Origin of the sequence: Aeromonas sp. SrichE-2G (assembly GCF_017939565.1) — a bacterium.
In the GTDB taxonomy this organism is placed as follows: Bacteria; Pseudomonadota; Gammaproteobacteria; order Enterobacterales; family Aeromonadaceae; genus Aeromonas; species Aeromonas taiwanensis.
The window spans coordinates 17,870-43,388 of the sequence record NZ_JAGKRG010000009.1; the positions used below are offsets into that span (position 1 = coordinate 17,870).

The following is a 25,519-nucleotide window of genomic DNA, read 5'->3' on the forward strand; positions in this document are numbered from 1 at the left end:
TCTCCATCAGGTGGCAGCTTGCGCTGCCACACACGCTTACCAGGTCTGGGTTGCCTTGAAGTCATCCAGCAACGCAGTCAGCTTGCCAACGATCGCGTCGTTGTAGTCGGCCTTGGCATTGATTTCAGCCATCAGCTCGGCATGCTGGGTATTGGCGTAAGAGAGCAGAGCGGCTTCGAAGTCGACGATTTTGCTCAGTTCGACATCGGCGAGATAACCCTTCTCGGCGGCGAACAGTACCAGGGACTGTTGTGCCACGCTCATCGGGGTGTACTGCTTCTGCTTCATCAGCTCGGTCACTTTCTGACCGTGGTCCAGCTGCTTGCGGGTCGCGTCATCAAGATCGGAAGAGAACTGGGCGAATGCGGCCAGTTCGCGGTACTGGGCCAGCGCGGTACGGATACCACCGGACAGCTTCTTGACGATCTTGGTCTGAGCAGCACCGCCCACACGGGAAACGGAGATACCCGGATCAACCGCCGGACGAATACCGGAGTTGAACAGCTGGGAGGTCAGGAAGATCTGGCCGTCGGTGATGGAGATCACGTTGGTCGGAACGAACGCGGACACGTCACCGGCCTGGGTTTCGATGATCGGCAGGGCGGTCAGGGAACCGGTCTGGCCTTTCACGGCACCCTTGGTGAACTTCTCGACGTACTCGGCGTTCACGCGAGCGGCACGCTCGAGCAGACGGGAGTGCAGATAGAAGACGTCACCCGGGTAGGCTTCACGTCCAGGCGGACGGCGCAGCAGCAGGGAGATCTGACGGTAGGCAACGGCCTGCTTGGACAGGTCATCATAGATGATCAGTGCGTCTTCGCCGCGGTCACGGAAGTACTCACCCATGGAGCAACCGGCGTAGGGAGCCAGGTACTGCAGGGCAGCCGCTTCGGAGGCAGAAGCCACGACCACGATGGTGTTGGCCAGGGCGCCGTGCTCTTCCAGCTTGCGCACCACGTTGGCGATGGTAGAGGCCTTCTGGCCGATCGCAACGTAGACGCACTTAATGCCGGAGTCTTTCTGGTTGATGATGGTGTCGATCGCGATGGCGGTCTTACCTACCTGACGGTCACCGATGATCAGCTCACGCTGGCCACGACCGATGGGGATCATGGCATCGATGGCTTTCAGACCGGTCTGGACTGGCTGGTCAACAGACTTACGCTCGATAACGCCCGGGGCGATCACTTCGATCGGCGAGAAGCCGTCGTTGTCTACCGGACCCTTACCGTCGATCGGCTGACCCAGGGTGTTGACCACCCGGCCCAACAGACCACGACCGACCGGCACTTCCAGAATACGGCCGGTACCCTTTACTTTCATCCCTTCGGCCAGATCGGCGTAGGGACCCATTACTACGGCACCAACGGAGTCACGCTCCAGGTTCAATGCCAGAGCGAAGCGGTTGCCCGGCAGCTCGATCATCTCACCCTGCATGGCATCGGCCAGACCGTGGATACGAATGATGCCGTCGCTTACAGAAACGATGGTACCTTCGTTACGCGCTTCGCTTTTGACATCAAACTGCGCAATGCGCTGCTTGATCAGCTCGGCGATTTCAGTGGAATTCAGTTGCATGCTCTAATACCCCAATCAAGATTGCAGCGCATCGGCCATGCGATCCAGCTTACCGCGGACCGTGCCGTCGATAACCAGATCACCGGCCTTGATGAGCACCCCGGCCATCAAGGACGCATCTGTGCTGCAATTCAGCTTCACTTTGCGCGCGAGACGTTGTTCCAGAGAAGCCTGAATATTGGCTTTCTGCTGGTCGGTCAGTTCGATCGCCGAAATCACGTCAGCCTGAACCTCTTTGTCCAGTTCAGCCTTGAGCGCGACGAATTCGGCAACGACCGCCGGCAGCACACCCAAGCGACCATTCTCGGCCATCACCCGGATCAGGTTCTGACCGTGCTCGTTGAGCTGCTCACCGCAGACACCGACAAACAGCTTTGCCAGTTCTTCGGCAGCCACAGAGCCGTTTACCAGGCTGTGGATGGTCTCGTTTTCTGCCACCTGAGCGGCGAAATCGAGCATCTCCAGCCATTGGTCAACCGCCTTGTGCTCAACGGCAAACTCGAAAGCAGCCTTGGCGTAGGGGCGAGCGATTGTAGTCAGTTCAGACATAGCCCCGTTCCCGTTACAGTTCTGCTACCAGTTTGTCGACGATGTCGCTGTTGGCAGCCTGGTCGATTTGGCGTGCCAGGATCTTCTCTGCACCCGCGATGGCAAGAGCAGCAACCTGCTTGCGCAGTTCTTCTTTGGCACGATGACGTTCAGCTTCGATCTCTGCACGGCCCTGAGCCAGGATTTTCTCCCGCTCAGCTTGGGCTCCAACAGCAGCCTCATCAATGATCTGTGCCTTGCGTTTGTTGGCCTGATCGATGATTTCAGCAGCCTGAAGCTTGGCTTCTTTCAGCTGATCGGTGGCGTTGGCCTTGGCCAGCTCCAGATCTTTCTTGGCACGATCTGCAGAAGAGAGGCCGTCAGCGATTTCTTTCTGACGGGCTTCGATGGCAGCCATCAGCGGCGGCCATACGTACTTCATGCAAAACACTACGAAGATGAAAAAAGCAACTGCTTGGCCGAGGAGGGTGGCGTTGATATTCACAGCCGATGTCCTCTTTAGTTAGTTAATGGGTTATGCGTGGGTCTTTACGACTTAGGCAACCGCAAACATCACATACAGACCCAGACCAACGGCGATCATCGGGATCGCATCCACCAGACCCATCACGATGAAGAACTGGGTACGCAGAACAGGGATCAGGTCAGGTTGACGAGCAGCACCTTCCAGGAACTTGCCACCCAGGATACCGATACCGATGGAGGCGCCGATAGCCGCCAGACCCATCATCATTGCAGCGGCGATGTACAGCAGGTCCATGTTCAAGTTTTCCATGAGGATCTCCATTTATTTAGATGTAATTGATTGTATAAAAAGGATTATTTGAGTTGCATCAACCATGGTCTTCCTGCGCCATCGACAGATAGACGATGGTCAGAACCATGAAGATAAACGCCTGCAGAGTGATGATCAGGATGTGGAAGATTGCCCAAGGCACGGACAGAATCCACTGTGACCACCAGGGTAACAAACCCGCAATCAGGATGAAGATCAGTTCGCCAGCATACATGTTGCCGAACAGTCGCAGACCCAATGAAACAGGTTTGGAAATCAACGTGACGGTTTCAAGGATGAAGTTAACCGGGATGGCAGCAGGGTGGTTGAAAGGCTGAAGCGTCAGCTCCTTCACGAACCCGCTGATACCCTTGACCTTGATGCTGTAATACAGGATCAAGAAGAACACGCCCAAAGCCATGGACATGGTGATGTTAACGTCAGCAGAGGGAACCACACGCAGATAGGGAACACCCATCAACTGTGCAGCGTGAGGGATAAAGTCAACGGGGATCAGATCCATCAGGTTCATCAGGAAGATCCACACGAACACCGTCAGGGCCAAAGGTGCGATGACCTTGTTGCGACCATGAAAGATGTCCTTGACGTTACCATTCACAAACTCGACCAGCATCTCCACAAAGCACTGAAGCTTACCGGGTACACCGCTGGTGGCCTTGACGGCAACCTTGCGGAACAACCAGATAAACAGGGCGCCTAGCACGACGGAAAATATCATGGAATCGATATTCACCGTCCAGAACCCGGACCCGACTTGCAGGTGGGTCAGGTGGTGGGAGATATATCCCTGAGGAGTCAGGACTTCTCCGGTTGCAGACATGAGTTTTCCTAATAGTGGTTGTTAAGCGTGAATGAAACTATCCACTGTACAACGAGGGCGAGGATATAAGTGGCGAAGAACGAAGCGGTGTCGACCTCGATCCCGGAGCCAAACATCAGGGCGAAAAGTCCTGTTGTAGTAATGAGCTTAATCCCTGCCCCACCATAAAAGTCCCGCAAGACCAGGCCCACGCTCTCTTTCGTCACCTTGCGGCGCAGAACCCAGAGAGTGAACAGGGCTTGAGGAACCCAGTACATCCCCCCTCCGTAGAGAGAGGATTGTCCGGCAAAGGCTCCCTTCTGGTAAAACCAGACGGAGCTGATTGCCAGGATCAGGACCAGCTGACAAACGAGCATAGCCAAGGCCAGCGTCAAACCTTCCAAGGCTATTTTCTGCTTCACCAACCTACCCCTGAACATTACAGAACTGTAAAAAATCGGGATCCGAAGACCCCAGGTTCACAGCTCAAAAAGCCGGTCAAATTATACCCGTGAAGACGGCTATTGCAACATGGCAAAAATCCTTAATTTTTGCGGCTTTCCGCGCGAAATTAAGGTTATGTTCATAACGAAAGGAATGGATGTTTTATTACTACAAAAAGCGTAAAAATCACGATTCTGACAGGCCAAAATAGCCCAATACTCGGTCCAAATCTGCCAAGTTATCGTAACTTATTACTAACTTGCCGCTATCCTTCTTGCCCGGCTGAAGTTGCACCTGATTGCCAATTTTTTCTGAAATCTGGCGCTCGAGGTAACCAAACTGCGGATCGCGGACGGGTTCACTCTTGGTTTTTGCCGGTTCCAGCGCTTTTTGCACCAGTTTCTCGGTATCTCGCACGGTCAGCCCCTTCTGGGCCACCAGTTTGGCCAGGTCGGACTGGGCCTGGCCGCTCAGGGCCAGCAGGGCACGAGCGTGGCCCATGTCGAGATCGCCGTGCTCCACGAAGCGCTTCACATCCTCGTTGAGCTGGTTCAGGCGCAGCAGGTTAGTGACAGTCGTGCGGGACTTGCCCACCGCTTCGGCCACCTGCTGGTGGGTCAGCTCGAACTCGGTCAGCAGCCGCTGCAGGGCCACCGCCTCCTCGATGGCGTTGAGGTCTTCTCGCTGGATGTTCTCGATGAGCGCGATGGCGACGGCAGCCTCGTCAGGCACGTCCTTGACCAGGCAGGGAACCACCTCGAGCCTGGCCAGCTGGGAGGCCCGCCAGCGCCGCTCACCGGCGATGATCTCGAAACGGTTCTCGCCGATGGAGCGTACCACTATGGGCTGAATCACACCTTGCGCACGAATGGAGTTGGCCAGCTCTTCCAGCGCATCCTGTGACATATCCTTGCGCGGCTGGTACTTGCCGGACTGCAACCACTCCACCGGCAGCTTGCGCAGCTCCCCCTGGTTGGTGGGGGCCATGGCCTGCTCGGTGCGCTGGTCGCTCATCACCTGTTTCTGGCGGGCGGCCGTGCTGGTGCTGAGCAGGGCGTCCAGCCCCTTGCCCAGCCCACGTTTTTTCGGCGTCATATGCTCTCTCGGTCTGCGGTGATCGGCTGGGACTCCTGTTCCTGGCGACGCAGGATCTCGCCAGCCAGGGCCAGATAGGCCTTGGCCCCCACCGATGATTTGTCATAGTGCATGGCCGGCGCACCAAAGCTCGGTGCCTCGGCCAGTCTTACGTTGCGGGGGATGATGGTGCGGTAGACCTTGTCCCCGAAGTGCTGTTTCAGCTGATCGGACACATCATTGGCCAGCCGGTTGCGGTGATCGAACATGGTGCGCAGCACCCCCTCGATCTTCAGCTCCGGGTTGACCACGGCGGCCAACTTGCTGATGGTGTCCACCAGGGCGGTCAGCCCTTCCAGCGCGTAGTACTCGCACTGCATGGGCACCAGCACGGAGTCGGCGGCGGCCATGGCGTTGACGGTCAGCATGTTGAGAGAAGGCGGGCAGTCGATGAAGACGTAGTCGTATTTGTCCCGGACCGAGGCCAGGGCATTGCGCAGACGGATCTCCCGGGCAAAAAACTCCATCAGGCGGATTTCTGCCGCGGTCACGTCGGCATTGGCGGCGATCAGGTGATACCCCCCGGTGGTTTCGGGGATGATCACCTCGCCGATGGGGGTATCTTCGATCAGCAGTTCATAGGCGGTGCGCTCGACGTCGTACTTGTCGACACCGCTGCCCATGGTGGCATTGCCCTGCGGATCCAGATCGATCACCAGCACCTTGCGCCGGGTGGCGGCCATGGAGGCGGCCAGATTCACACAGGTGGTGGTTTTACCCACTCCACCCTTCTGGTTGGCTATGGCAATGACTTTTCCCACACTATCCCCTAAATGAATGCGGCGGCCCTATTCGGGCTGGATGGCTTTAAACTCCAGCAGATGGCGTTCGCCTTCCAGTTCCGGCACCACCAGTTTGTGGGTGGCGACCAGACGAATGCTGGCAGGCAGCTGTGCCAGTTCCTGCTCGGGGTATTGTCCCTTGAGCGCCAGGAAGCAGCCCTCGGGTGACGGCAGATGATGGCACCAGCTCAGCATGTCCTCCAGGGAGGCGAAGGCCCGGCTCAGTACACCATCAAATCCCGTCTCGGGTTGATACTCCTCCACCCGGGATTTGACGGGGGTCACATTGGTCAACCCCAGCTCCAGGATCACCTGGCGGATGAAGTTGATCCGCTTGCCCAGGCTGTCGAGCAGCACGAACTCTTTGTCCGGATTGATGATGGCCAGCGGCAGTCCGGGCAGACCCGGGCCTGTGCCCACATCGATGAAGCGCTCACCGTGCAGGTGAGGGCTCACCACCAGGCTGTCGAGGATATGCTTGACCAGCATGGCGTCCGGATCTCGCACCGAGGTGAGATTGTAAGCCTTGTTCCACTTGTGCAGCAACTCGACCAACTGCACCAACTGGGTCTTCTGGGTATCGGTGATAACAATTCCGGCCTGCATGAGCAGGCCGTTCAATCTTTCCAGCATGTTTTCCAACGGGGAATTCCTCAGGCGGTTTTACGCAGCAGGCCGTGTTTCTTCAGGTGCACCAGCAGAATGGAGATGGCCGCAGGGGTGATGCCGGAGATGCGGGACGCCTGGCCAATGGTCTCTGGCTTGGCATCGTTCAGCTTGGCGATCACCTCGTTGGAGAGACCGTTCACGTCGCGGTAGTTCATGTCCAGCGGCAACAGGGTGTTCTCGTTGCGCAGCTGCTTCTCCACTTCGTCGTGCTGACGCTCGATGTAGCCGGCGTACTTGATCTGGATCTCCACCTGATCCGCGGCGGCCGGATCGTTCAGGGCCGGACCGATCCCCTCGATGGCCATCAGGGCATCGTAGGCTACCTCGGGGCGGCGCAGCAGCTCTTCCAGGCTCTGTTCCCGGGTCAGCGGAGTGTTGACCAGGGCATTGACCGCTTCCAGGGAGGGATGTTGCGGGTGGATCCAGGTCGAACGCATGCGCTGGCGTTCCTGCTCCACCAGTTCCACCTTGGCATTGAACAGGCTCCAGCGGTGATCATCCACCAGACCCAGTTCGCGGCCGATAGCGGTCAGACGCAGATCCGCGTTGTCTTCCCGCAGCAGCAGGCGATATTCGGCGCGGCTGGTGAACATGCGATAGGGCTCGCGCGTTCCCAGGGTCGAGAGATCGTCCATCATCACGCCCATATAGGCCTGATCCCGACGCGGGTGCCAGGCTTCCTTGCCCTGGGCGCGCAAGCCCGCGTTCAGACCGGCCATCAGCCCCTGGGCAGCGGCTTCTTCATAGCCTGTGGTGCCGTTGATCTGGCCGGCGAAGAACAGGTTTTCGATGCACTTGCTCTCCATGTTGGCCTTGAGATCCCGCGGATCGAAGAAGTCGTATTCGATGGCGTAGCCGGGGCGGGTGATGTGGGCGTTCTCGAAGCCACGGATCGAGCGGACGATCTGCACCTGCACGTCGAACGGCAGGCTGGTGGAGATCCCGTTCGGGTAGAGCTCGTGGGTAGTCAGCCCTTCCGGCTCGACGAAGATCTGGTGTGCCGTCTTGTCGGCGAAGCGGGTGATCTTGTCTTCGATCGACGGGCAGTAGCGCGGGCCAATTCCTTCGATCACCCCGGCGTACATGGGGCTGCGATCCAGGTTGTTGCGGATCACCTCGTGGGTCTGCTCGTTGGTATGGGTCACGTAGCAGGGCACCTGACGGGGGTGCTGGCTGGCGTTGCCGATGAAAGAGAAGACCGGACGAGGATCGTCACCGTGTTGTTGCTGCATCACGGAGAAGTCGACGGTGCGGGCATCGATACGCGGCGGCGTGCCGGTCTTGAGGCGATCGATGCGCAGCGGCATTTCGCGCAGGCGCTGGGCCAGAGCGATCGAGGGAGGATCCCCGGCGCGACCGCCCTTGTAGTTTTCCATGCCGATGTGGATCAGGCCGTTCAGGAAGGTACCGACGGTCAGTACCACCGTCTTGCCGCTGATGCGGATCCCGCTCTGGGTGACGACACCGGCAACCCGATCCCCGTCCATGACCAGATCGTCGCAGGCTTGCTGGAAGATCTTCAGGTTCGGGTAGTTTTCCAGAGTCTGGCGAACCACGGCCTTGTAGAGCAGGCGATCCGCCTGGGCACGGGTAGCTCGTACTGCCGGGCCTTTGGAAGAGTTGAGCGTACGGAACTGGATCCCGCCGAGATCGATGGCCTGCGCCATGATCCCGCCAAGGGCATCCACTTCCTTGACCAGGTGTCCCTTGCCGATCCCGCCGATCGCCGGGTTGCAGGACATGTGTCCCAGCGTATCTATGTTGTGGGTCAGCAACAGGGTGTTGAGGCCCATCCGGGCTGCCGCTGTTGCTGCTTCGGTTCCTGCGTGACCGCCACCGACGACGATCACATCAAATTGTTCATGGTATTGCATTGGGGATCACCTTGATCTGCACGCCTGAAGATCTTTATTTGCCTGGTCTGAAGGGCGGATCATTCTATCTGTTTAGCATCCGGAGGGGAACGCCTACTTCAGGATCAGTATGGATCAGGGATCTCCTAAATAGATCTTAAGGATCTTTAGATCGATCTTTTACTGGATCTTTTATTAGGATCCAGGACTTCTGTTGATAAGCCATTTTTGATCATAAAGATCATTCGCTTAAAGGCGATCGCTGCTTGTGGAAAAGCTTGGATCCAGGGGCGGTGAACGGGGGGATAACCCGGGTTTTTATACACAGACCGGTCTTGGTTTGGATCTAATACATGAATAACTATAGGTTTTGCAGAGCTTTACACCGTAGTTATACACATTTATCCGGAGGTGTCTGGGGAGCAGGCGGGAACAACTTCTGCGGATCCACCTGTTAATAACCTGGTGGATAGGGATCTGGGGATAAACGGGGGAGATCGGGGGCTGTGACCGGATCTCCCGCTCCCTGATCAGGCGATCAAGGCCATCCAGTCGTGGATCCAGGCTTCGGCAGCATCTTCCGGGATCTCGTGCTGGGTGACATCTATCTCCAGACGGTCCCCGATCCTGGCGGCCCCGCACTCCGCCAGCAGACGATCCAGCGTCTTTCCACCCTGGCAGAAGGTGTCATAGCTGCGATCCCCCAATGCGATCACTCCATATTTCAATGTGTTGAGATCCGGGCGCTGGTCCGCAAGATCCTTGGCGAAGGGCTGCAGATTGTCGGGTACATCCCCTGCTCCATGGGTGGAGGTGATCACCAGCAGGATGGCCTGGGGCTCGGACAGGATCCTGGCTAGGCTGGCGGGGTTGTGGATCTCGGCTTGATGACCCGCCTGTTCCAGCAGGCTGGCCACATGATCTGCGACATATTCGGAGGCTCCCAGCATGGAGCCGACGACGAGGTTGAGTTTGGCCATCGAATGGATCCTGATGTTATCGAAAGGGTGAAGAGCCGGGATCTTACCGCCAAAGCATGTGGATAAATATGGATAAAGCTTGGGGATAAGGATCCTGCCCGACTTTTTCGGGTGAAACGGCCCCTGTGACCCTCATTTTCTCTCCTTCCTCTCCATCCCCATACGAATGAGTCCCTTCTTCGTGAAAACTCATCGTTGATATGACGGATAACAATACAGATGCAAATGATTAGCAATTATTGAATCGATTCGATCATGGCTCCTGTAGTAGCATGACGCTGCTTTATTCGCCTAAGGCGTCGGGCAGACCGGCAGCACAGGGCGCCAATAATAAGAAACCAAAACATAACTTGTTGATATTTGAGACACTTATATGATTGCGCAAAAAAATACCCCGAATGCAGTGATGCAAAAACGAGGTGCCCGGCTGTTGCCGCTCTCCTGCCTGCTGGCGACCCTGCCGGTGCTGGCTGCGGAGCAAGCGGATAAAGAGTTGCCCAAGGCCGGCGAGACCATGGTGGTGACCGGGACAGCGATGAAGGTCGAGGTGCCCATGGCCGAGACCCCGCGTGCCGTCTCCGTGGTCAATCGCGAAGAGCTGGATCAACACGCCGTGCAGCAGCTGGACGAGTCCGTGCGTTACCGCTCCGGCATCCTCACCGGCCTCTATGGCTCCGACAACAATACCGACTGGTTCAAGGTGCGTGGCTTCGATGCTGCCTCCTATCTGGATGGCAACCGCCTGTTCGGTACCGGCTACTATGTCTGGACCCCGGAACCCTTCGGTCTGGAGAGCGTGGAAGTGCTGAAGGGCCCCGCCTCCATCCTCTATGGCGAAGCCCCTCCCGGCGGCGTGATCAATTCCATCAGCAAGCGTCCCACCGCGACCCCGCAGGGGCTGGTCAACCTGCAGCTGGGCAGTCGGGATCTGCGTCAGGTCGGGGTGGATGTCTCCGACGATCTGGCCGACAACAGCCGTTATCGCATGGTCGCCCTCTATAAGGAGCGGGACGGCGTGCTGGATGGTACCTACAGCGAGCGCGCCTATCTGGCGCCCAGCGTGACCCTGGATATTTCGGATAGCACCAGCCTGACCCTGCTTTCCAGCTTCCTGCACGATGAAGGGGTGCCCACCAACGGCTTCTTCCCCGTCTACGGCACCCTGAATACCTCGGGTGGCCAGATCGATCCCAGCACCAACCTGAGCCAGCCGGGCTACGATCGCAACCGCAACACCCAGATCTCGGCGGGGTACGAGCTGACTCACCAGATCAACCAGACCTGGGAGTTCAAGCAGAACGTCCGCTTCAACTACAACGAGCTGCTGCTGCGCCAGACCTACATCTTCCCGACCTATCAGGGCACTACCGCCTATCGCGGCCTGGTCTACCGTGACGGCGACACCAAGAGTGCCACCATGGACAACCAGCTGGTGGGGTACTGGAACACGGATCGCACCGAGCAGACCCTGCTGATGGGGATCGATCTGCAGCGTCATGTGAATGAAGGGGACGAAGCCGACAACTACGGCATGGGCTCCATCAACACCATGAACCCGGATTACAGCGGCTTCCCCGGCTTCGACGAATCCACCGCCACCTATCAGAAAAACACCAAGGGTCAGAGCGGCCTCTACGCCCAGCACCAGATCCGCTGGGACGACCGCTGGTTGCTGACCGCCGGTGGCCGCTTCGACTATGTGGAGACCCACAACGTCAGCGAGGCCACCAGCAAGAACGAGAAGCAGTATGACGACAACCTCTCGCTCTCCGGCAGCCTGATGTACCTGGCCGACAACGGCCTCTCCCCGTACTTCGCCTATGCGGAGTCGTTCGAAGTGTTGCCGGGCATAGACCCGAACACCAAGAACTCCTACAAGCCGCTGGAAGGCAAGCTGTACGAGACAGGCATCAAGTACGCCCCCAGCTTCCTCGATGGCTACATCAACCTGGCACTGTTCGATCTGGAGCAGACCAACTCCCTCGTCTCCACCGGGTCCGGCCAGCAGACCCAGGCGGGTGAAGTGACCTCCCAGGGCATCGAACTGGAAGGGAGCGTGCAGGCCACCGAGGCCCTGCGTCTGACCGCTGCCTATACCTACACCGATGCCAAGACCAACGACACCGGCAACGGCGATCGCCGTGCCAGCCTGATCCCGCGTCACCAAGCCTCCTTCTGGGGCAACTACAAGGTGCAGCAGGGTCCGGTCGCCGGGCTGGAAGTGGGCTCCGGGGTACGCTACATCGGTTCCAGCGTCGGCATAGGTGCCGTGGATGCCAATTACAATCCCATTTATGGCTCCGCCGAAGTGCCGGCCCAGACCGTGTGGGATGCGATGATCGGGTATGACTTCGCCAAGAACTGGCGTGCCCAGATCAACGTGAACAACCTGCTGGACGACACCTATGTGGCGAGCTGTGACTACTACTGCTACTACGGCGAGCCGCGCAGCATAGTCGGCTCCGTCAACTACCGCTGGTAAGATCCAGGCCGGGCGGGGGCATCAGGCTCCCGCCCTCCTTCTTTCTGTCTACAGGCCTGTCATGGAACTCTTGTCACTGGTTTACCGCCAATACCGTTGGCCCTTCATCGCCATCGTCCTGCTCAGCCTGCTCAGTGCGGTGAGCGGTATAGGCGTCATTGCTTTTATCAATCAATCTCTTATCGAATCTTCTGGCGATCCGCTGCCGATCCTCGGCCAGCTGCTCGGCCTCATTGTCCTGCTGCTTGTTGTCACCCTGGGCGCCCAGCTGGCCCTGACCACCCTGGGCCACCACTTCGTCTATCAGCTGCGCGGTCGCCTGCTCAAGCAGCTGCTGGATACCGACGTCGCCCGCATTCGCCAGATAGGGCAGGGGCCGCTCCTGGCTTCCCTCTCCAGCGACATCGGCCAGATCACCATCGCTTTCGTGCGCCTGCCGGAGCTGGTGCAGGGGCTGGTGCTGACCCTGGGATCCGTCATCTACCTCGGCTGGCTCTCTCCCTCCCTGCTCACCGTCACCGCGCTCTGGGTCACCGTCACCATGGTGGTGGGCTGGCTGCTGGTGAACCATGTCTATCGCCATCTGTCGCGCATGCGGCTCGCGGAAGACAAGCTCTACCAGAACTACCAGTCCATCATCGCCGGCAGCAAGGAGCTGGCTCTCAATCGCGAGCGGGCGCATTTCGTCTACCACCAGCTCTATGAACAGAATGCCCGGGACTACCGCCAGGAGATCATCCGCGCCGACACCTATCACCTGAGCGCGGTGAACTGGTCGAACATCATGATGCTGGGGGCCATCGGCCTGGTCTTCTTCCTGGCGAACGGCCTGGGCTGGGCCAACACCAATGTGGCCGCTACCTTTGCCCTGACCCTGCTGTTTCTGCGCACCCCACTGCTGCAGGGCATCGGCGCCCTGCCGACCCTGATTGCCGCCCAGGTGGCGTTTGACAAGATTGCGGCCCTGACGCTGGCCGAGCCCAGCTCCGAGTTCCCGCTGCCGCCGGCCCCCCGCGCCTGGCGGCGCATCGAGCTGGAGGAGGTGAGCTTCCACTATCCGGGGGAGGGCGGCTTCGCCGTGGGCCCCGTCAATTTGGCCATCGAGAAGGGAGAGCAGATCTTCATCATCGGGGGCAACGGCTCCGGCAAGTCGACCCTGGCCATGCTGCTGACCGGGCTCTACCAGCCGGTCTCTGGCCGGATCCTGCTGGACGGGGAGCCCATCGCGGATCGCAACGCCTACCTGGCGCTCTTCTCCGCCATCTTCACCGACTACCACCTGTTCCAGCATCTGCTGGGGCCCGAGCCCAAGGACGCGCTGATGGCCGAGTGGCTGGAGCGTCTGCAGATGGGGAGCAAGTTGCGCATCGAGGATGACTTCATCACCGACATCGACCTCTCCCAGGGACAGCGCAAGCGGGTTGCACTGCTGCTGGCTCTGGCGGAGCAGCGCGAGGTGATGCTGTTCGACGAATGGGCTGCAGATCAGGATCCCCAGTTCCGCCGCATCTTCTATCAGGTGCTGCTGCCGCGTCTCAAGGAGATGGGCAAGACGGTGATCGCCATCAGCCACGACGATCTCTACTTCTCCCAGGCAGATCGCCTGCTGGAGATGCGCCAGGGCCGGCTCACCGAGCTGCTCGGCGAGCGGCGCGAGCAGGTGAGCCGGGATGCGGTCGCCCACCTGGATAGCGAAGTGCCGGCCTGATGCTGGCTCCGATGAGACTGGCAGCAAGCCAGCACAGGAACAGATTATGTTTGAGATGAAAGCGGCCAGCTTTGTGGTGAACGATCGCCCATTGCTCCACCCCACCGACCTGCGCTTCGAACAGGGCCAGGTCTATGGCCTCATCGGCCACAACGGTTCGGGCAAGTCGACCCTGCTCAAGCTGCTGGCCCGCCAGCAGCCCCTGAGCGGTGGCGAGATCCGGTTCGACGACAAACCGCTGTCCGAGTGGGGCAACCGAGACTTCGCCCGCCAGGTAGCCTATCTGCCCCAGCACCTGCCAAGCGCCGAGAACCTGCTCGGCCGCGAGCTGGTGGAGATGGGGCGCTACCCCTGGCGCGGCCTGCTGGGGCGCATGGGGGCTGAGGATCACCGCCAGGTCGATCGGGCCATCGCCCTGACCCACACCGAGACTTTCGCCGATCGGCTGGTGGATACCCTCTCCGGTGGCGAGCGGGGCCGGGTCTGGCTCGCCATGCTGCTGGCCCAGGAGAGCCGCTTCATCCTGCTGGACGAGCCCCTGGCCGCCCTGGACGTGGCTCATCAGGTGGAGGTGCTCACCCTCGTCAGGCAGTTGAGCCGCCAGCTCAACCTCGGGGTCATCATCGTCATTCACGACATCAACATGGCGTCCCGCTTCTGCGATCGGCTGGTGGCGCTGCACAGCGGCCGCCTGCTGACCCACGGCGAGCCCGAGCGGATTATGACCTGCGAGACCCTGCACGACATTTACGGCATCCCCATGGAGGTCATTCGCCATCCGGCCCATGACCACGCCATCGCCATCGTCTGACCGGGGGATCTCTTGAACCGTTTATTGAAGATGGCGCCTTGCCTTGTCAGCCTGTTGTTGCCGTTTGCGGCACTGGCCGAGTCACAAGCTGTGGCGACCGAACAACGCGCCCAATCCATCCCCCGCATCGCGACCGTCGACTGGACGGTCGCGGAAACCCTGCTGGCCCTTGGCGTCACACCGCTGGCCATGGGGGACGTGGCTTCCTACCGCGCTTGGGTAGGGGAGCCGGCACTGCCGGCAAAGGTGGTGGACATCGGCCTGCGGATGCAGCCCAATCGCGAGTTGCTGGCGGAGCTCAAGCCCGATCTCATCCTCATCTCGCCCCTGATGGCGTCGCTGGAGCCGACCCTGTCGCAGATCGCGCCGGTACAATCCATCGCGCTCTACGAGCCCGATGCCGATCTGTGGCAGCGGCTGCACGAGGCGACCCTGACCATAGCCGCCCTGGTGGGCAAGACCGCGGAGGCCGATCAGCTGCTTGCCGCGTTGGAGCGGGATCTGGCACGGATGAAGGAGCAGGTGCCCGCCGACACGCAACCCCTGCTGGTGGTGCAGTTCATCGACGAACGCCACGTGCGGGTGTTTGGTCGCCACAGCCTGTTCGAGGCGGTGATGCAAAGGCTGGGACTGCGCAACGCCTGGCAGGGGGAGACCAATGCCTGGGGCTTCTCCGTGGTCAGCCTGGAACAGTTCCTGGACTTGCCAGACGCCCGACTGGTGGTGGTCGACCCCATCCCCGTGGGGGTGGGTGAACGGCTGCAGGAGCCGGGTCTCTGGCAGCACCTGCCCCTGGTGAAGCAGGGCAAGGTCGTGCACCTGCCCGCCGTCTGGAGTTTCGGCGGCCTGCTCGCCGCCCGCCGTTTCGCCGATCTGCTGAGCGGGGCCCTGCAAGGGGAGCCTTCTCTCGCACCGGCAACCCATGTGACCGCCAAGGGGGCCACCCGATGAATCCGTTGCTTCCCGCCAGCCTGCTGCGCCCCGGCCTGGCCCTGCTGTTGCTGACCCTCGCCCTGGCCGGCTGGGATCTGGCCCACCAGCTGCCGGAAGGGGCTTGGTGGCAGGCGATCTTCGCGCCGCAGCTGGAGGATGCCCGCCAGGCGGTGATCCATTTCAGCTGGCTGCCGCGGCTCTTCCTCTGCCTGCTGGCCGGCGCCGCCCTCGGGCTGGCCGGCACCCTGATGCAGCAGGTGCTGCGCAATCCACTCGCCTCGCCCACCACCCTGGGGGTCGCCTCCGGCGCCCAGCTGGCACTGATGGTAGTGACCCTGTTTGCCCCGGGCTGGCTGCTGATCGGGCGCGAGTGGATCGCCATGGCGGGGGGCGGCATGGCCATGGGGCTGGTGTTCGCCCTGGCCTGGCGCCGCCAGCTCAATCCCGTGGTCATCGTCTTTGCTGGCCTGGTGATCAACCTCTATCTCGCGGCCATCAGCCTGGGGCTGCTGCTGTTCTTCCAGGAGGAACTCAAGGGTCTGCTGGTATGGGGCAGCGGTTCCCTGGCCCAGACCAGCTGGAGCGGGGTGAGTTACCTGCTGCCACGGCTGCTGGCAGCCGGTGTGCTGGCTGCGCTGCTGGCCCGTCCCCTGACGGTGCTGGAGCTGGATGACGCCAGCGCGCGCAGCCTGGGAGTCTCCCTCAAGCGCCTGCGTTTCGCCGGCCTCGGCCTCGCGGTCTTCATCACCGCCTGCGTGGTGAGCGTGGTGGGGCTCATCGGTTTCATCGGGTTGGCGGCGCCGGTCATGGTACGCATGCTGGGGGTGAGGCGGCTTGGGCTGCGCCTGTTGTGGGCGCCCGTGCTGGGCGCTCTGCTGCTGGCGGCCACCGACCTGCTGCTGCAATCCTTGACCCGTTTCTGGCCCGTGCTGATCCCGACCGGCGCCATGACGGCCCTGCTGGGAGCACCACTGCTGCTCTGGCTGATCCCGCGCCTCAGCGTGAAGTCGTCGACCCCCAGATCTGCCGCCGGATTGGTGGTGGCGCGGCATCCCGGGCCATCCCGCCTGCTTGGCCTGATGTTCTTGGGACTGGTAGCCGCGGTGGTCGCCTCCCTGCTGTTCGGGCAGGGGATGGATGGGTGGAGCTGGCCGAGCTGGCTGCGGTGGCAGGCCCAGCTGGAGTGGCGCCTACCGCGCACCCTGGCAGCCGGTGCGGCCGGTGTGCTGCTGGCCCTGGCGGGTACTCTGCTGCAGCGGGTCAGCAACAACCCCATGGCGAGCCCCGAACTGCTGGGGGTGAGTGGTGGCACCTTTATGGGAGTCATTGCCACCGCGGTCTTGCTGCCGGCCCTGCCGCTGCCCATGATGCTGCTGGGGGGCGTGCTGGGTGCCTTCGTCTGCCTGCTGCTGCTGGTATTGATCAACCGCAGGAACGGGTTCCAGCCTGAGCGGATCCTGCTCTCCGGCATCGCCATCACGGCGCTGTTCGAGCCGCTGCAGGCCATCGCCCTGGCCAACGGTGACATGCGGGTGCAGCAGCTGCTCTCCTGGATGTCCGGCTCCACCTACTATGTCACCCAGCCGGTGGCCCTTGGCCTGACCGCATTGGCACTGCTGATGCTGGCCGGCTGCCTGCTGGTGAGCCGCTGGCTGGATCTGATGCCCATGGGGCCGGCGGTGGCCACCGCGCTGGGCATTCGCCTCAGCCGGGCCCAACTCGTCATCCTGCTGCTGGTGGCCGTGCTCACCGCCAGTGCGACCATGGTGATCGGCCCGCTCTCCTTCGCCGGCCTGCTGGCACCGCACCTAGCCAGGATGATGGGACTGGTGCGGGCGCGCTGGCACCTGCTCGGAGCGGCGGGCTGCGGAGCCCTCTTGATGGTGTCGGCGGACTGGGTCGGCCAGCAGATCCTCTTCCCCCAGGAGGTGCCGGTCGGTCTGGTTTCCACCCTGTTAGGGGGTGCTTACTTCATGTGGTGCCTGCGCCGAATCTAGGTTTTTGGATGAATAATGCAATAAAAAGCCCGGGATGAACCCGGGCTTTTTATTGCCTGCCGTGCGGCGTTATTTGCCGATGCAGAAGCTGGAGAAGATCCGGCCCAGCAAATCGTCCGAGCTGAATTCGCCGGTGATCTCGGAGAGGGACTCCTGCGCCAGGCGCAGCTCCTCGGCCACCAGCTCGCCGGCGACGAACACCTCCAGCTGCTCCCTGGCCACCAGCAGCCGCTCGGCGGCACGCTCCAGCGCGTCCAGGTGGCGGCGACGGGCCATGAAGCCCCCCTCGGTGTTGCCCTGGAAGCCCATGCAGGCCTTCAGATGCTCGCGCAAGGCGGGCAGCCCCAGCTCGGTCTTGGCGGAGATGCGGTAGACGGCGTGGCCCAGCTCTTCGCTCGGAGACAGATCCTCGCCGGTCAGGTCCGCCTTGTTGCGCACCACGGTGAGGCCGATGTTCTTCGGCAGGCGATCGACAAATTCCGGCCAGATTTCGTGGGGGTCGACTGCATCCGTGGTGGTGCCATCCACCATGAACAGCACCCGGTCAGCCTGCTCGATCTCGGCCCAGGCGCGCTCGATACCGATCTGCTCCACCTTGTCCTGGGTGTCACGCAGGCCGGCGGTGTCGATGATGTGCAGCGGCATGCCGTCCAGGTGGATGTGCTCGCGCAGCACGTCGCGGGTGGTGCCGGCGATCTCGGTGACGATGGCGGACTCACGGCCCGCGAGGGCGTTGAGCAGGCTCGATTTGCCGGCGTTGGGACGACCGGCGATCACCACCTTCATCCCTTCCCGCAGCAGGGCGCCCTGCTTGGCCTCGCCGCGCACATCGTCCAGCTCTGCCATGATGGCGTAGAGATCCCCGGCCACCTTGCCATCGGAGAGGAAGTCGATCTCCTCGTCCGGGAAGTCGATGGCCGCCTCCACATAGATACGCAGCCGGGTGAGGCTCTCCACCAGCTGCTGCACCTTGCCGGAGAACTGCCCCTGCAGGGAGTGCATGGCGCTGCGGGCGGCCTGCTCACTGGAAGCCTCGATGAGGTCGGCGATGGCCTCTGCCTGGGCCAGGTCCAGTTTGTCGTTGAGGAAGGCGCGCTCGCTGAACTCACCGGGACGGGCGGGGCGAACACCCTCGATCTGCAGGATGCGGCGCACCAGCATGTCCAGGATGACGGGGCCACCGTGGCCTTGCAGCTCCAGCACGTCTTCCCCGGTGAAGCTGTTGGGGGCCTTGAACAGCAGGGCGATGCCCTGATCCAGCGGTTGCCCCTGCTCGTCCCTGAACGGCAGGTATTCGGCGTAACGCACGCGGGGGAGTCTGCCGAGCACTATCTCGGCGACCCGCTCGGCGGCGGGGCCGGAGACGCGGACTATGCCGACGCCGCCACGGCCGGGAGCGGTGGCCTGGGCCACTATGGTCTCTGTTGTCATCTTGCTTGACTCGTCTGTTCGGTAATTGCGGACATTGTAATAAAAAAGGCGGCCCGAAGGCCGCCTCTTTTGTCATCAGGGAAGATTAGCTGCGGGAATGCAGACCTTTCTTCTCCAGCTGACGATAGATGATGGTCTGCTGGATGATGGAGATGACGTTGCTCACCAGCCAGTACAGGGTCAGGCCTGCCGGGAACCAGAGGAACATGAAGGTGAAGATGATCGGCATGAACTGCATCACCTTCTGCTGCATCGGGTCCGTGATGGTGGTCGGGCTCATCTTCTGCAGGTACCACATGGAGGCACCCATGAGGATCGGCAGCACGAAGAAGGGGTCCTTCACCGACAGGTCGGTGATCCACAGGGCGAACGGCGCGTGGCGCAGTTCAACAGACTCCATCAGAGCCCAGTACAGGGCGATGAAGATGGGCATCTGCACCAGGATGGGCAGACAGCCGCCCAGCGGGTTGACCTTCTCCTTCTTGTACAGCTCCATCATGCCCTGGGACATCTTCTGGCGATCGTCGCCGAAGCGTTCCTTGAGCGCCGCCAGCTTGGGCTGGAGCATGCGCATCTTGGCCATGGAGGTGTACTGGGCCTTGGTCAGCGGGAACATGATGCCGCGGACCAGCAGGGTCAGCATGATGATGGCCAGACCCCAGTTCTGGACGAAGCCGTGGAACACGGTCAGCAGCCAGTGCAGCGGCTGGGCGATGAACCAGAGCCAGCCGTAGTCGACGGTCAGATCCAGGTGGTTGGCCACCTTGGCCATCTGATCCTGCAGCTTGGGACCGATCCATAGCTTGCCGCTCACCTCGGCCTGCTGGCCGGCAGCGACGTCAACCAGAGGCGCCTTGTAGCCGATGATGGCCTGGTCCTTGCCCGGGATCACGCGGCTGTAGAAGCTGTTGCTGTCGTTGGCATTCGGGGCCCAGGCGGAGACGAAGTAGTGTTGCAGCATGGCGACCCAACCACCCTGGGTGGTCTTGTTCAGGTCGGCATCCTTCATCTCGTCGAAGGTGTACTTCTTGTAGCGGCTGTCGTCGCTGGAGAAGGCACCACCACGGTAGGCACTGGCCACCATGGCATGACCTTCCTGATCCTTCGGCGTGGTCATGGTCTGCTTCAGCTGACCGTAGAACTGCACCTGGACCGGCTCGGCAGACTTGTTGTCGATCTTGTAGTCGACGCCCACGGCGTAGTCACCGCGCTTGAGCACGAACTCCTTGGTGAAGACCACGCCCTTGCTGTCGGTCCAGGTCATCGGGACGACGACCTGATCCTGACCGTCTGCCAGCTGGTAGCTGGTCTGGGCGGCTTCATAGGTCGGACGGCCTTCTGGCTGGCTGTCCGGACCGTTACGGCCCACCAGGCCACTCTGGGCAACGTAGATATGCGCAGGTTGGCTGGTCAGCAGGGTGAACGGCTGTTCCTTGCCTTCTTCCAGCTTGTGGGCCAGCAGTTCGGCAGAGACGATGTCACCGCCCTGGGTATCCAGGGTCAGCTTGAGCACGTCGGAGGAGACGGTGATCAGCTTGCGCGCGGCGTTACCATTTGCTTGCTCGGAAACCTGAGGAATATCACCGGTCTGACCGGCTTCAGGTACGAAATGTTCGGTTTGGGCCACGGTCGTCGGGGCCGGCTTCGGAGCCTTGTCGGACTCCCACTGTTGCCAGAGCAAGAAGCTCACGAACAGCAAACCGATCAGGAGTAAATTGCGTTGTGATTCCATAGTCTTCAGTTTCTTCGCTTTGGTTGCGGAACCGGGTCATAACCACCCTCGGATAAGGGATGGCATTTTAATAGACGTTTGCTGGCTAACCAAACGCCTTTTATGAAACCGTGAAGTCGGATTGCTTCTATCGCAAATTGGGAACAAGTCGGGGTGAAACGGCAGCGCGGCCCGAGCAGGGGACTAATGATTAGCTGATACAGGCGTATCAGTTTGATGGCTACCCATTGCAACGGCGTGACAGAGTGCGCCATAGCTTTTCCAGTAACTTGAACAGCGCTTCGTTGTCCATCTCCTTCACGCCACCCTTGGCGATCACGACGATGTCGATAGCGGGCAGATTGGCTTGATTGAGGCGGAAGCTCTCCCGAACGACTCGTTTTACACGGTTGCGCCAGACGGCACGCTTGAGCGCCTTTTTGGGCACGGCGAGACCAAGACGGGGGTGTTCGAGGGAATTGGGGCAAGCGAGAAGCGTAATTTGCGGAGAAGCGGCCCGGACAGGCTCGGCGAAAACGCGTTTGAAGTGTTCGGGAGTTAACAGACGTAACTCCCGAGAGAAGGTGTGCTGGGTAGGCATTAGACTACCAGGCGGGCACGACCCTTGGCACGACGAGCGGCCAGAACTTTGCGGCCGTTGGCAGTAGCCATGCGAGCGCGGAAACCGTGAGAGCGCTTGCGCTTCAGGTTGGACGGTTGAAAAGTACGTTTCATGATTCGATTCCGTATTTCTGTACAGTTTTGATTGTCACACTTAGCCGACGCGCCAGCTATAGCGTGTGACGACTAGCAAAAGAGGCCGAATTCTAAACAGAGTTCAGCTTCTCGTCAATCCGCCGTTCCTTCCGTCTCGCCCTGCTCGTCATACAAGCAGGAAAAGCTGGCTGGATCCGGAGGATCAAGGGCCCCGAATTATACTGGCAACCCGGGGTTAAACAAGGATCCCTCAAGAAAAAAGGCGGCAGAGCCGCCAAAGAGAGAGCTATTTAAGTACTTTGCGCAGGAATTCCCGGGTGCGGGGATCCTGCGGATCGACCAATATCTGGCTCGGCGGACCCTGCTCCACGATCCGTCCTCCCTCCATGAAGATCACCCGATCGGCGACATCACGGGCGAACTCGATCTCGTGGGTCACCACCACCATGGTCTGGTGCTGGCGGGCGAGCTGCTTCATCAGGCCCAGTACCTCGTCGACCCACTCGGGATCGAGGGCGGAAGTGGGCTCGTCAAACAGGATCACCTTGGAGTGTGCTGCCATGGCGCGGCCGATGCCGACCCGCTGCTGCTGGCCACCGGAGAGGGAGGCCGGATAGGCATCCTTTTTCTCGGCGAGGCCGATGTCCTTGAGGATGCCAAGGGCGGTGGCACGGGCCTCCGCCTTCGGCTGCTTCCAGACGGTGATCAGCCCCTCGGCGATGTTGTCCAGCGCCGTCTTGTTGGCAAACAGGGCGTAATTCTGGAACACGAAGGAGGCACGTTTGCGCAGCTCGATGGCCTGCTGGTCGCTGGCCTTGGCCAGATCCAGCTGCAGATCGTCGATGGCGAGTCGGCCGGCATCCGGGGTTTCCAGCAGGTTGAGGCAGCGCAACAGGGTCGACTTGCCGGTGCCGGATGGACCGATGATGACGACAATCTCACCCTTTTTAACCTCAAGATCGATGCCGTTGAGCACCTGATTCCCGTCATAAGCCTTGGAGAGGCCGGTTAGCTTGATCATGATGGCCCTCCTTTAATAGGCGCGGTTGAGTCGCACTTCCAGCAGGTGCTGCAAGCGGGTGAAGAAGATGACCACGACCCAGTAGACCAGGGCCACCGCCATGAAGCTCTCGAAGAACTTGAAGGAGGAGGAGGCCTCCATCTGCGCCTTGCCCATGATCTCGGCGACACCCAGGGTAAACGCCAGGGAAGTGCTCTTGATCATGTCGATGAAGTAGTTCATCAGCGAGGGGGTCGCGATGCGTGCGGCCTGGGGCAGGATGATCCGCTGCATCGCCTGCAGCCGGCTCATGCCGATGCTGAGGGCGGCCTCCATCTGGCTCTTGTGGATGCCGAGGATGGCGGCCCGGATCGACTCGGCCATGTAGGCGGCAAAGTGCAGGGTCAGGCCGATGATGGCGGCGGTGAAGGCATCCATTCCCACGAAGATAGGGAAGAGTTGCGGCAGCCCGTAGTAGAGCAGGAACAGCTGGACGAGCAGGGGGGTACCTCGGAAGAACGAGATATAGAGCATCGCCAGCCAGTGAATTGCGGGAACGCGAAAGACCCGTACTATCGCCAGGATCAGCGACAGTACGAGTGCCAATACGAATCCCCACAGGGCCATTTCCATCGTGGTGCCCAGGTATTTGAGCAGGATGGGGAACAGCCCTAGTGTGTACTCGAGATCAAATTCCATCATTTATTTGCTGGTGATGTCCGCAGAGAACCATTTTTCGGAGATCTTGGTCAGGGAGCCGTCTTTGCGCATGGCGGTGAGGGCGTCATCGACCTTCTTCAGCAGTGCCTGCTTCTCCGGAGTCTTCAGGAAGGGCAGGGCGTTCTCGATGGTTTCGAACGGCGCGCCAGCCTGTTGCAGCGGCAGCTTGGATTCCTTGATCAGCTGGGCGGTGGAGACGCGGTCCATCACGAAGGCATCGATACGGCCCAGGGCGACGTCCTGTTCGAAGGCGGAGTCATAGGTACGGATGTCGATCTTCTTGTTCGGATCGTTCTTGCGCAGCAGCTCTTCGAAGTTGGAACCCAGGTTCACCGCCACAGTCTTGCCTTCCAGATCCTTGAGACCGTGGATGGTGTTGTTGCCCTTGCGCACCACGATCTGGGCGCCGTCATAGACATAGGGCTGGGAGAAGTCGTACTTGGCCTTGCGCTCGTCGGTAATGGTGATCTGGTTGGAGATGGTGTCGACGCGGCCGGTTTCCAGCATACCGAACAGGCCGGAGAAGCTGGCGGTCACGAACTCGACCTTGTAGCCGGTGCGCTCACCGATCTGGTTCCACATGTCCACCTCGAAGCCTTGCAGCTTGTCCTGCTTGACGAAGGTGAACGGGAAATACTTGCCGGACATGCCGACCTTGATGGTTTCCTGGGCGATGGCCTGACCGGACAGGCTGGCCAGCAGAATGGCGGCGCCGGAAATCAGCTTGATGGTGGATTTCATGGGGATTCCTCTCTCTGTAGTGCAGTATTTTTAGTTGTATTCACGGAATGGCGCTGATGTTATTGGAATAAAGTATAAAAAATAAATGATATTTGGTTATATAAAATAACTGTGGTCGCAGAGTTCCATTCTGTCCACATTGCCGGTTGGCGGCTGTGGGTAACTTTGGGGATGAAATCAGATCCTGGGGCGTTGGATCCTTGAAAGTCAAGGATCTTATTTGCTGGATCCGTGCGGCGGCAACTGGAGATCCGGCCACTAAAAACGTAGAATAGCCGGTCTTTACTTAATCAATTGACGGGAGTCTAGAGTGACTGCTTCGCTATGGCAGCAGTGCCTTAACCGGCTGCAAGATGAGTTGCCCTCGGCAGAATTCAGCATGTGGATCCGGCCGCTTCAAGCGGAGTTGAGTGACAATACTCTGACCCTGTATGCACCGAACCGCTTCGTTCTGGACTGGGTACGCGACAAGTACCTGCTCCGGGTCAACGGCATCATCAACGAGCTGTGCGGAGCGGATGCGCCTACCCTGCGTTTCGACATCGGCAATCGTCCCCATCCCGTCGCGGCCGCAAGGGCCCCGGCGCGCGGTGTCGATCCTGTGAATAACTCTCCCAAGAGCTGGGAAAACAAGGCCGAAACCAAGCCCGAGCCGAACCACAAGAGCAATACCAATGTGAACTATACCTTCGAGAATTTCGTCGAGGGTAAGTCCAACCAGCTGGCTCGTGCGGCTGCCCGTCAGGTGGCCGACAATCCGGGCGGGGCCTACAACCCGCTGTTCCTCTACGGTGGCACCGGCCTGGGCAAGACCCACCTGCTGCACGCCGTCGGCAACGCCATCAAGGATCGCAAGAAAGACGCCAAAGTCATCTACATGCACTCCGAACGGTTCGTGCAGGACATGGTGAAGGCGCTGCAGAATAACGCCATTGAAGAGTTCAAGCGTTATTACCGTAGCGTCGATGCCCTGCTCATCGATGACATCCAGTTTTTTGCGAACAAGGAGCGCTCCCAGGAGGAGTTCTTCCATACCTTCAATGCCCTGCTCGAAGGCAACCAGCAGATCATCCTGACCTCGGATCGCTATCCGAAGGAGATCAACGGTGTCGAGGATCGCCTCAAGTCCCGCTTCGGCTGGGGCCTGACCGTGGCGATCGAGCCACCGGAGCTGGAGACGCGGGTCGCGATCCTGATGCGCAAGGCGGACGAGAACCAGATCCACCTGCCGGACGAAGTGGCCTTCTTCATCGCCAAGCGACTGAGATCCAACGTCCGTGAGCTGGAAGGGGCCCTCAACCGGGTCATCGCCAACGCCAACTTCACCGGCCGCGCCATCAACATCGACTTCGTGCGCGAGGCGCTGCGCGACCTGCTGGCCTTGCAGGAGAAGCTGGTCACCATCGACAACATTCAGAAGACGGTGGCGGAGTACTACAAGATCAAACTGGCGGATCTGCTGTCCAAGCGCCGTTCCCGCTCCGTTGCCCGTCCGCGCCAGCTGGCGATGGCCCTGGCCAAGGAGCTGACTAACCACAGTTTGCCGGAGATCGGGGATGCCTTCGGTGGCCGTGACCATACAACCGTTCTTCATGCCTGCCGCAAGATCGAGCAGCTGAAGGAGGAGAGTCACGACATCAAGGAAGACTATTCCAACCTGATCCGTACTCTTTCGTCCTGATAA

The 25,519-nt window shown here is 60.3% G+C and carries 25 protein-coding genes; 6 read left to right on the forward strand and 19 right to left on the reverse strand.

Annotated elements, in window-relative coordinates:
• Positions 1-36: 36 nt before the first annotated feature.
• The 11 genes from atpA to mioC form a co-directional block, all read right to left on the reverse strand.
• Positions 37-1,578 (reverse strand): F0F1 ATP synthase subunit alpha, encoded by a 1,542-nt coding sequence (gene atpA / locus J9885_RS12680; protein WP_043763835.1) that lies wholly within the window; start codon positions 1,576-1,578, stop codon positions 37-39.
• A 15-nt stretch (positions 1,579-1,593) separates the two neighbouring features.
• A complete protein-coding gene (gene atpH, locus J9885_RS12685; RefSeq protein ID WP_043763833.1) occupies positions 1,594-2,127 on the reverse strand; it encodes a F0F1 ATP synthase subunit delta in 534 nt (177 codons plus the stop codon).
• Between the two features lie 13 nt (positions 2,128-2,140).
• Positions 2,141-2,611 (reverse strand): F0F1 ATP synthase subunit B, encoded by a 471-nt coding sequence (gene atpF / locus J9885_RS12690; protein WP_043763829.1) that lies wholly within the window; start codon positions 2,609-2,611, stop codon positions 2,141-2,143.
• Between the two features lie 51 nt (positions 2,612-2,662).
• Positions 2,663-2,902, reverse strand: a complete 240-nt coding sequence (gene atpE, locus J9885_RS12695) for a F0F1 ATP synthase subunit C (RefSeq protein WP_010672265.1) — start codon at positions 2,900-2,902, stop codon at positions 2,663-2,665.
• A 58-nt stretch (positions 2,903-2,960) separates the two neighbouring features.
• Entirely contained in the window at positions 2,961-3,743 is a 783-nt protein-coding gene (gene atpB, locus J9885_RS12700) for a F0F1 ATP synthase subunit A (RefSeq protein ID WP_043763825.1), read from the reverse strand.
• Positions 3,744-3,751: 8 nt separating this feature from the next.
• Positions 3,752-4,162, reverse strand: coding sequence for an ATP synthase subunit I (locus J9885_RS12705; protein WP_043763823.1), 411 nt, complete (start codon positions 4,160-4,162; stop codon positions 3,752-3,754).
• Between the two features lie 190 nt (positions 4,163-4,352).
• The gene (locus J9885_RS12710) at positions 4,353-5,261 is read right to left on the reverse strand and encodes a ParB/RepB/Spo0J family partition protein (RefSeq protein ID WP_043763820.1); all 909 of its coding nucleotides are present in this window, start codon (positions 5,259-5,261) and stop codon (positions 4,353-4,355) included.
• Complete coding sequence (locus J9885_RS12715) at positions 5,258-6,061, reverse strand: ParA family protein (protein WP_210549671.1); 804 nt, start codon at positions 6,059-6,061, stop codon at positions 5,258-5,260. Before J9885_RS12715 ends, J9885_RS12710 begins: the two co-directional genes overlap by 4 nt.
• Positions 6,062-6,088: 27 nt before the next feature.
• Positions 6,089-6,715: a 16S rRNA (guanine(527)-N(7))-methyltransferase RsmG gene (rsmG, locus tag J9885_RS12720; protein ID WP_210549672.1), complete on the reverse strand. Its 627-nt coding sequence runs from the start codon at positions 6,713-6,715 to the stop codon at positions 6,089-6,091.
• A gap of 20 nt (positions 6,716-6,735) precedes the next feature.
• Positions 6,736-8,625, reverse strand: a complete 1,890-nt coding sequence (gene mnmG, locus J9885_RS12725; protein WP_210549673.1) for a tRNA uridine-5-carboxymethylaminomethyl(34) synthesis enzyme MnmG — start codon at positions 8,623-8,625, stop codon at positions 6,736-6,738.
• 509 nt (positions 8,626-9,134) lie between these two features.
• On the reverse strand, positions 9,135-9,584 hold the full coding sequence (gene mioC, locus J9885_RS12730) for an FMN-binding protein MioC (protein ID WP_210549674.1): 450 nt from the start codon (positions 9,582-9,584) through the stop codon (positions 9,135-9,137).
• A gap of 373 nt (positions 9,585-9,957) precedes the next feature.
• Between mioC and J9885_RS12735 the strand changes: the two genes are divergently transcribed.
• From J9885_RS12735 to fhuB, 5 genes are all read left to right on the forward strand, one after another.
• Positions 9,958-12,066: a TonB-dependent siderophore receptor gene (locus J9885_RS12735; RefSeq protein WP_210549675.1), complete on the forward strand. Its 2,109-nt coding sequence runs from the start codon at positions 9,958-9,960 to the stop codon at positions 12,064-12,066.
• A 61-nt stretch (positions 12,067-12,127) separates the two neighbouring features.
• Positions 12,128-13,774: a multidrug ABC transporter permease/ATP-binding protein gene (locus J9885_RS12740; RefSeq protein WP_210549676.1), complete on the forward strand. Its 1,647-nt coding sequence runs from the start codon at positions 12,128-12,130 to the stop codon at positions 13,772-13,774.
• Between the two features lie 46 nt (positions 13,775-13,820).
• On the forward strand, positions 13,821-14,585 hold the full coding sequence (locus tag J9885_RS12745) for an ATP-binding cassette domain-containing protein (protein ID WP_210549677.1): 765 nt from the start codon (positions 13,821-13,823) through the stop codon (positions 14,583-14,585).
• Positions 14,586-14,615: 30 nt separating this feature from the next.
• A complete protein-coding gene (locus tag J9885_RS12750) occupies positions 14,616-15,536 on the forward strand; it encodes an ABC transporter substrate-binding protein (protein WP_210549714.1) in 921 nt (306 codons plus the stop codon).
• Positions 15,533-17,515, forward strand: a complete 1,983-nt coding sequence (fhuB, locus tag J9885_RS12755; protein WP_210549678.1) for a Fe(3+)-hydroxamate ABC transporter permease FhuB — start codon at positions 15,533-15,535, stop codon at positions 17,513-17,515. The genes J9885_RS12750 and fhuB overlap by 4 nt, the downstream gene beginning before the upstream one ends.
• 69 nt (positions 17,516-17,584) lie before the next feature.
• On the opposite strand, the gene mnmE is transcribed toward fhuB, so the two are convergent.
• The 8 genes from mnmE to J9885_RS12795 all read right to left on the reverse strand — a co-directional run bounded on the left by mnmE (position 17,585) and on the right by J9885_RS12795 (position 23,835).
• Entirely contained in the window at positions 17,585-18,946 is a 1,362-nt protein-coding gene (mnmE, locus tag J9885_RS12760; RefSeq protein ID WP_210549679.1) for a tRNA uridine-5-carboxymethylaminomethyl(34) synthesis GTPase MnmE, read from the reverse strand.
• 85 nt (positions 18,947-19,031) lie between these two features.
• Positions 19,032-20,678, reverse strand: a complete 1,647-nt coding sequence (gene yidC / locus J9885_RS12765; RefSeq protein WP_043763794.1) for a membrane protein insertase YidC — start codon at positions 20,676-20,678, stop codon at positions 19,032-19,034.
• Positions 20,679-20,683: 5 nt separating this feature from the next.
• Positions 20,684-20,932 (reverse strand): membrane protein insertion efficiency factor YidD, encoded by a 249-nt coding sequence (yidD, locus tag J9885_RS12770; protein WP_010672280.1) that lies wholly within the window; start codon positions 20,930-20,932, stop codon positions 20,684-20,686.
• Positions 20,899-21,258, reverse strand: a complete 360-nt coding sequence (gene rnpA, locus J9885_RS12775) for a ribonuclease P protein component (RefSeq protein WP_010672281.1) — start codon at positions 21,256-21,258, stop codon at positions 20,899-20,901. Before rnpA ends, yidD begins: the two co-directional genes overlap by 34 nt.
• On the reverse strand, positions 21,258-21,392 hold the full coding sequence (gene rpmH, locus J9885_RS12780) for a 50S ribosomal protein L34 (RefSeq protein WP_005307156.1): 135 nt from the start codon (positions 21,390-21,392) through the stop codon (positions 21,258-21,260). The genes rnpA and rpmH overlap by 1 nt, the downstream gene beginning before the upstream one ends.
• 268 nt (positions 21,393-21,660) lie before the next feature.
• A complete protein-coding gene (locus tag J9885_RS12785; protein ID WP_043763792.1) occupies positions 21,661-22,395 on the reverse strand; it encodes an amino acid ABC transporter ATP-binding protein in 735 nt (244 codons plus the stop codon).
• A 12-nt stretch (positions 22,396-22,407) separates the two neighbouring features.
• A complete protein-coding gene (locus J9885_RS12790) occupies positions 22,408-23,076 on the reverse strand; it encodes an amino acid ABC transporter permease (RefSeq protein WP_081843891.1) in 669 nt (222 codons plus the stop codon).
• On the reverse strand, positions 23,077-23,835 hold the full coding sequence (locus J9885_RS12795) for an amino acid ABC transporter substrate-binding protein (protein WP_134695584.1): 759 nt from the start codon (positions 23,833-23,835) through the stop codon (positions 23,077-23,079).
• 310 nt (positions 23,836-24,145) lie between these two features.
• On the opposite strand from J9885_RS12795, the gene dnaA reads away from it, so the two are divergent.
• Entirely contained in the window at positions 24,146-25,516 is a 1,371-nt protein-coding gene (gene dnaA / locus J9885_RS12800) for a chromosomal replication initiator protein DnaA (RefSeq protein WP_043763786.1), read from the forward strand.
• Positions 25,517-25,519: the final 3 nt, after the last annotated feature.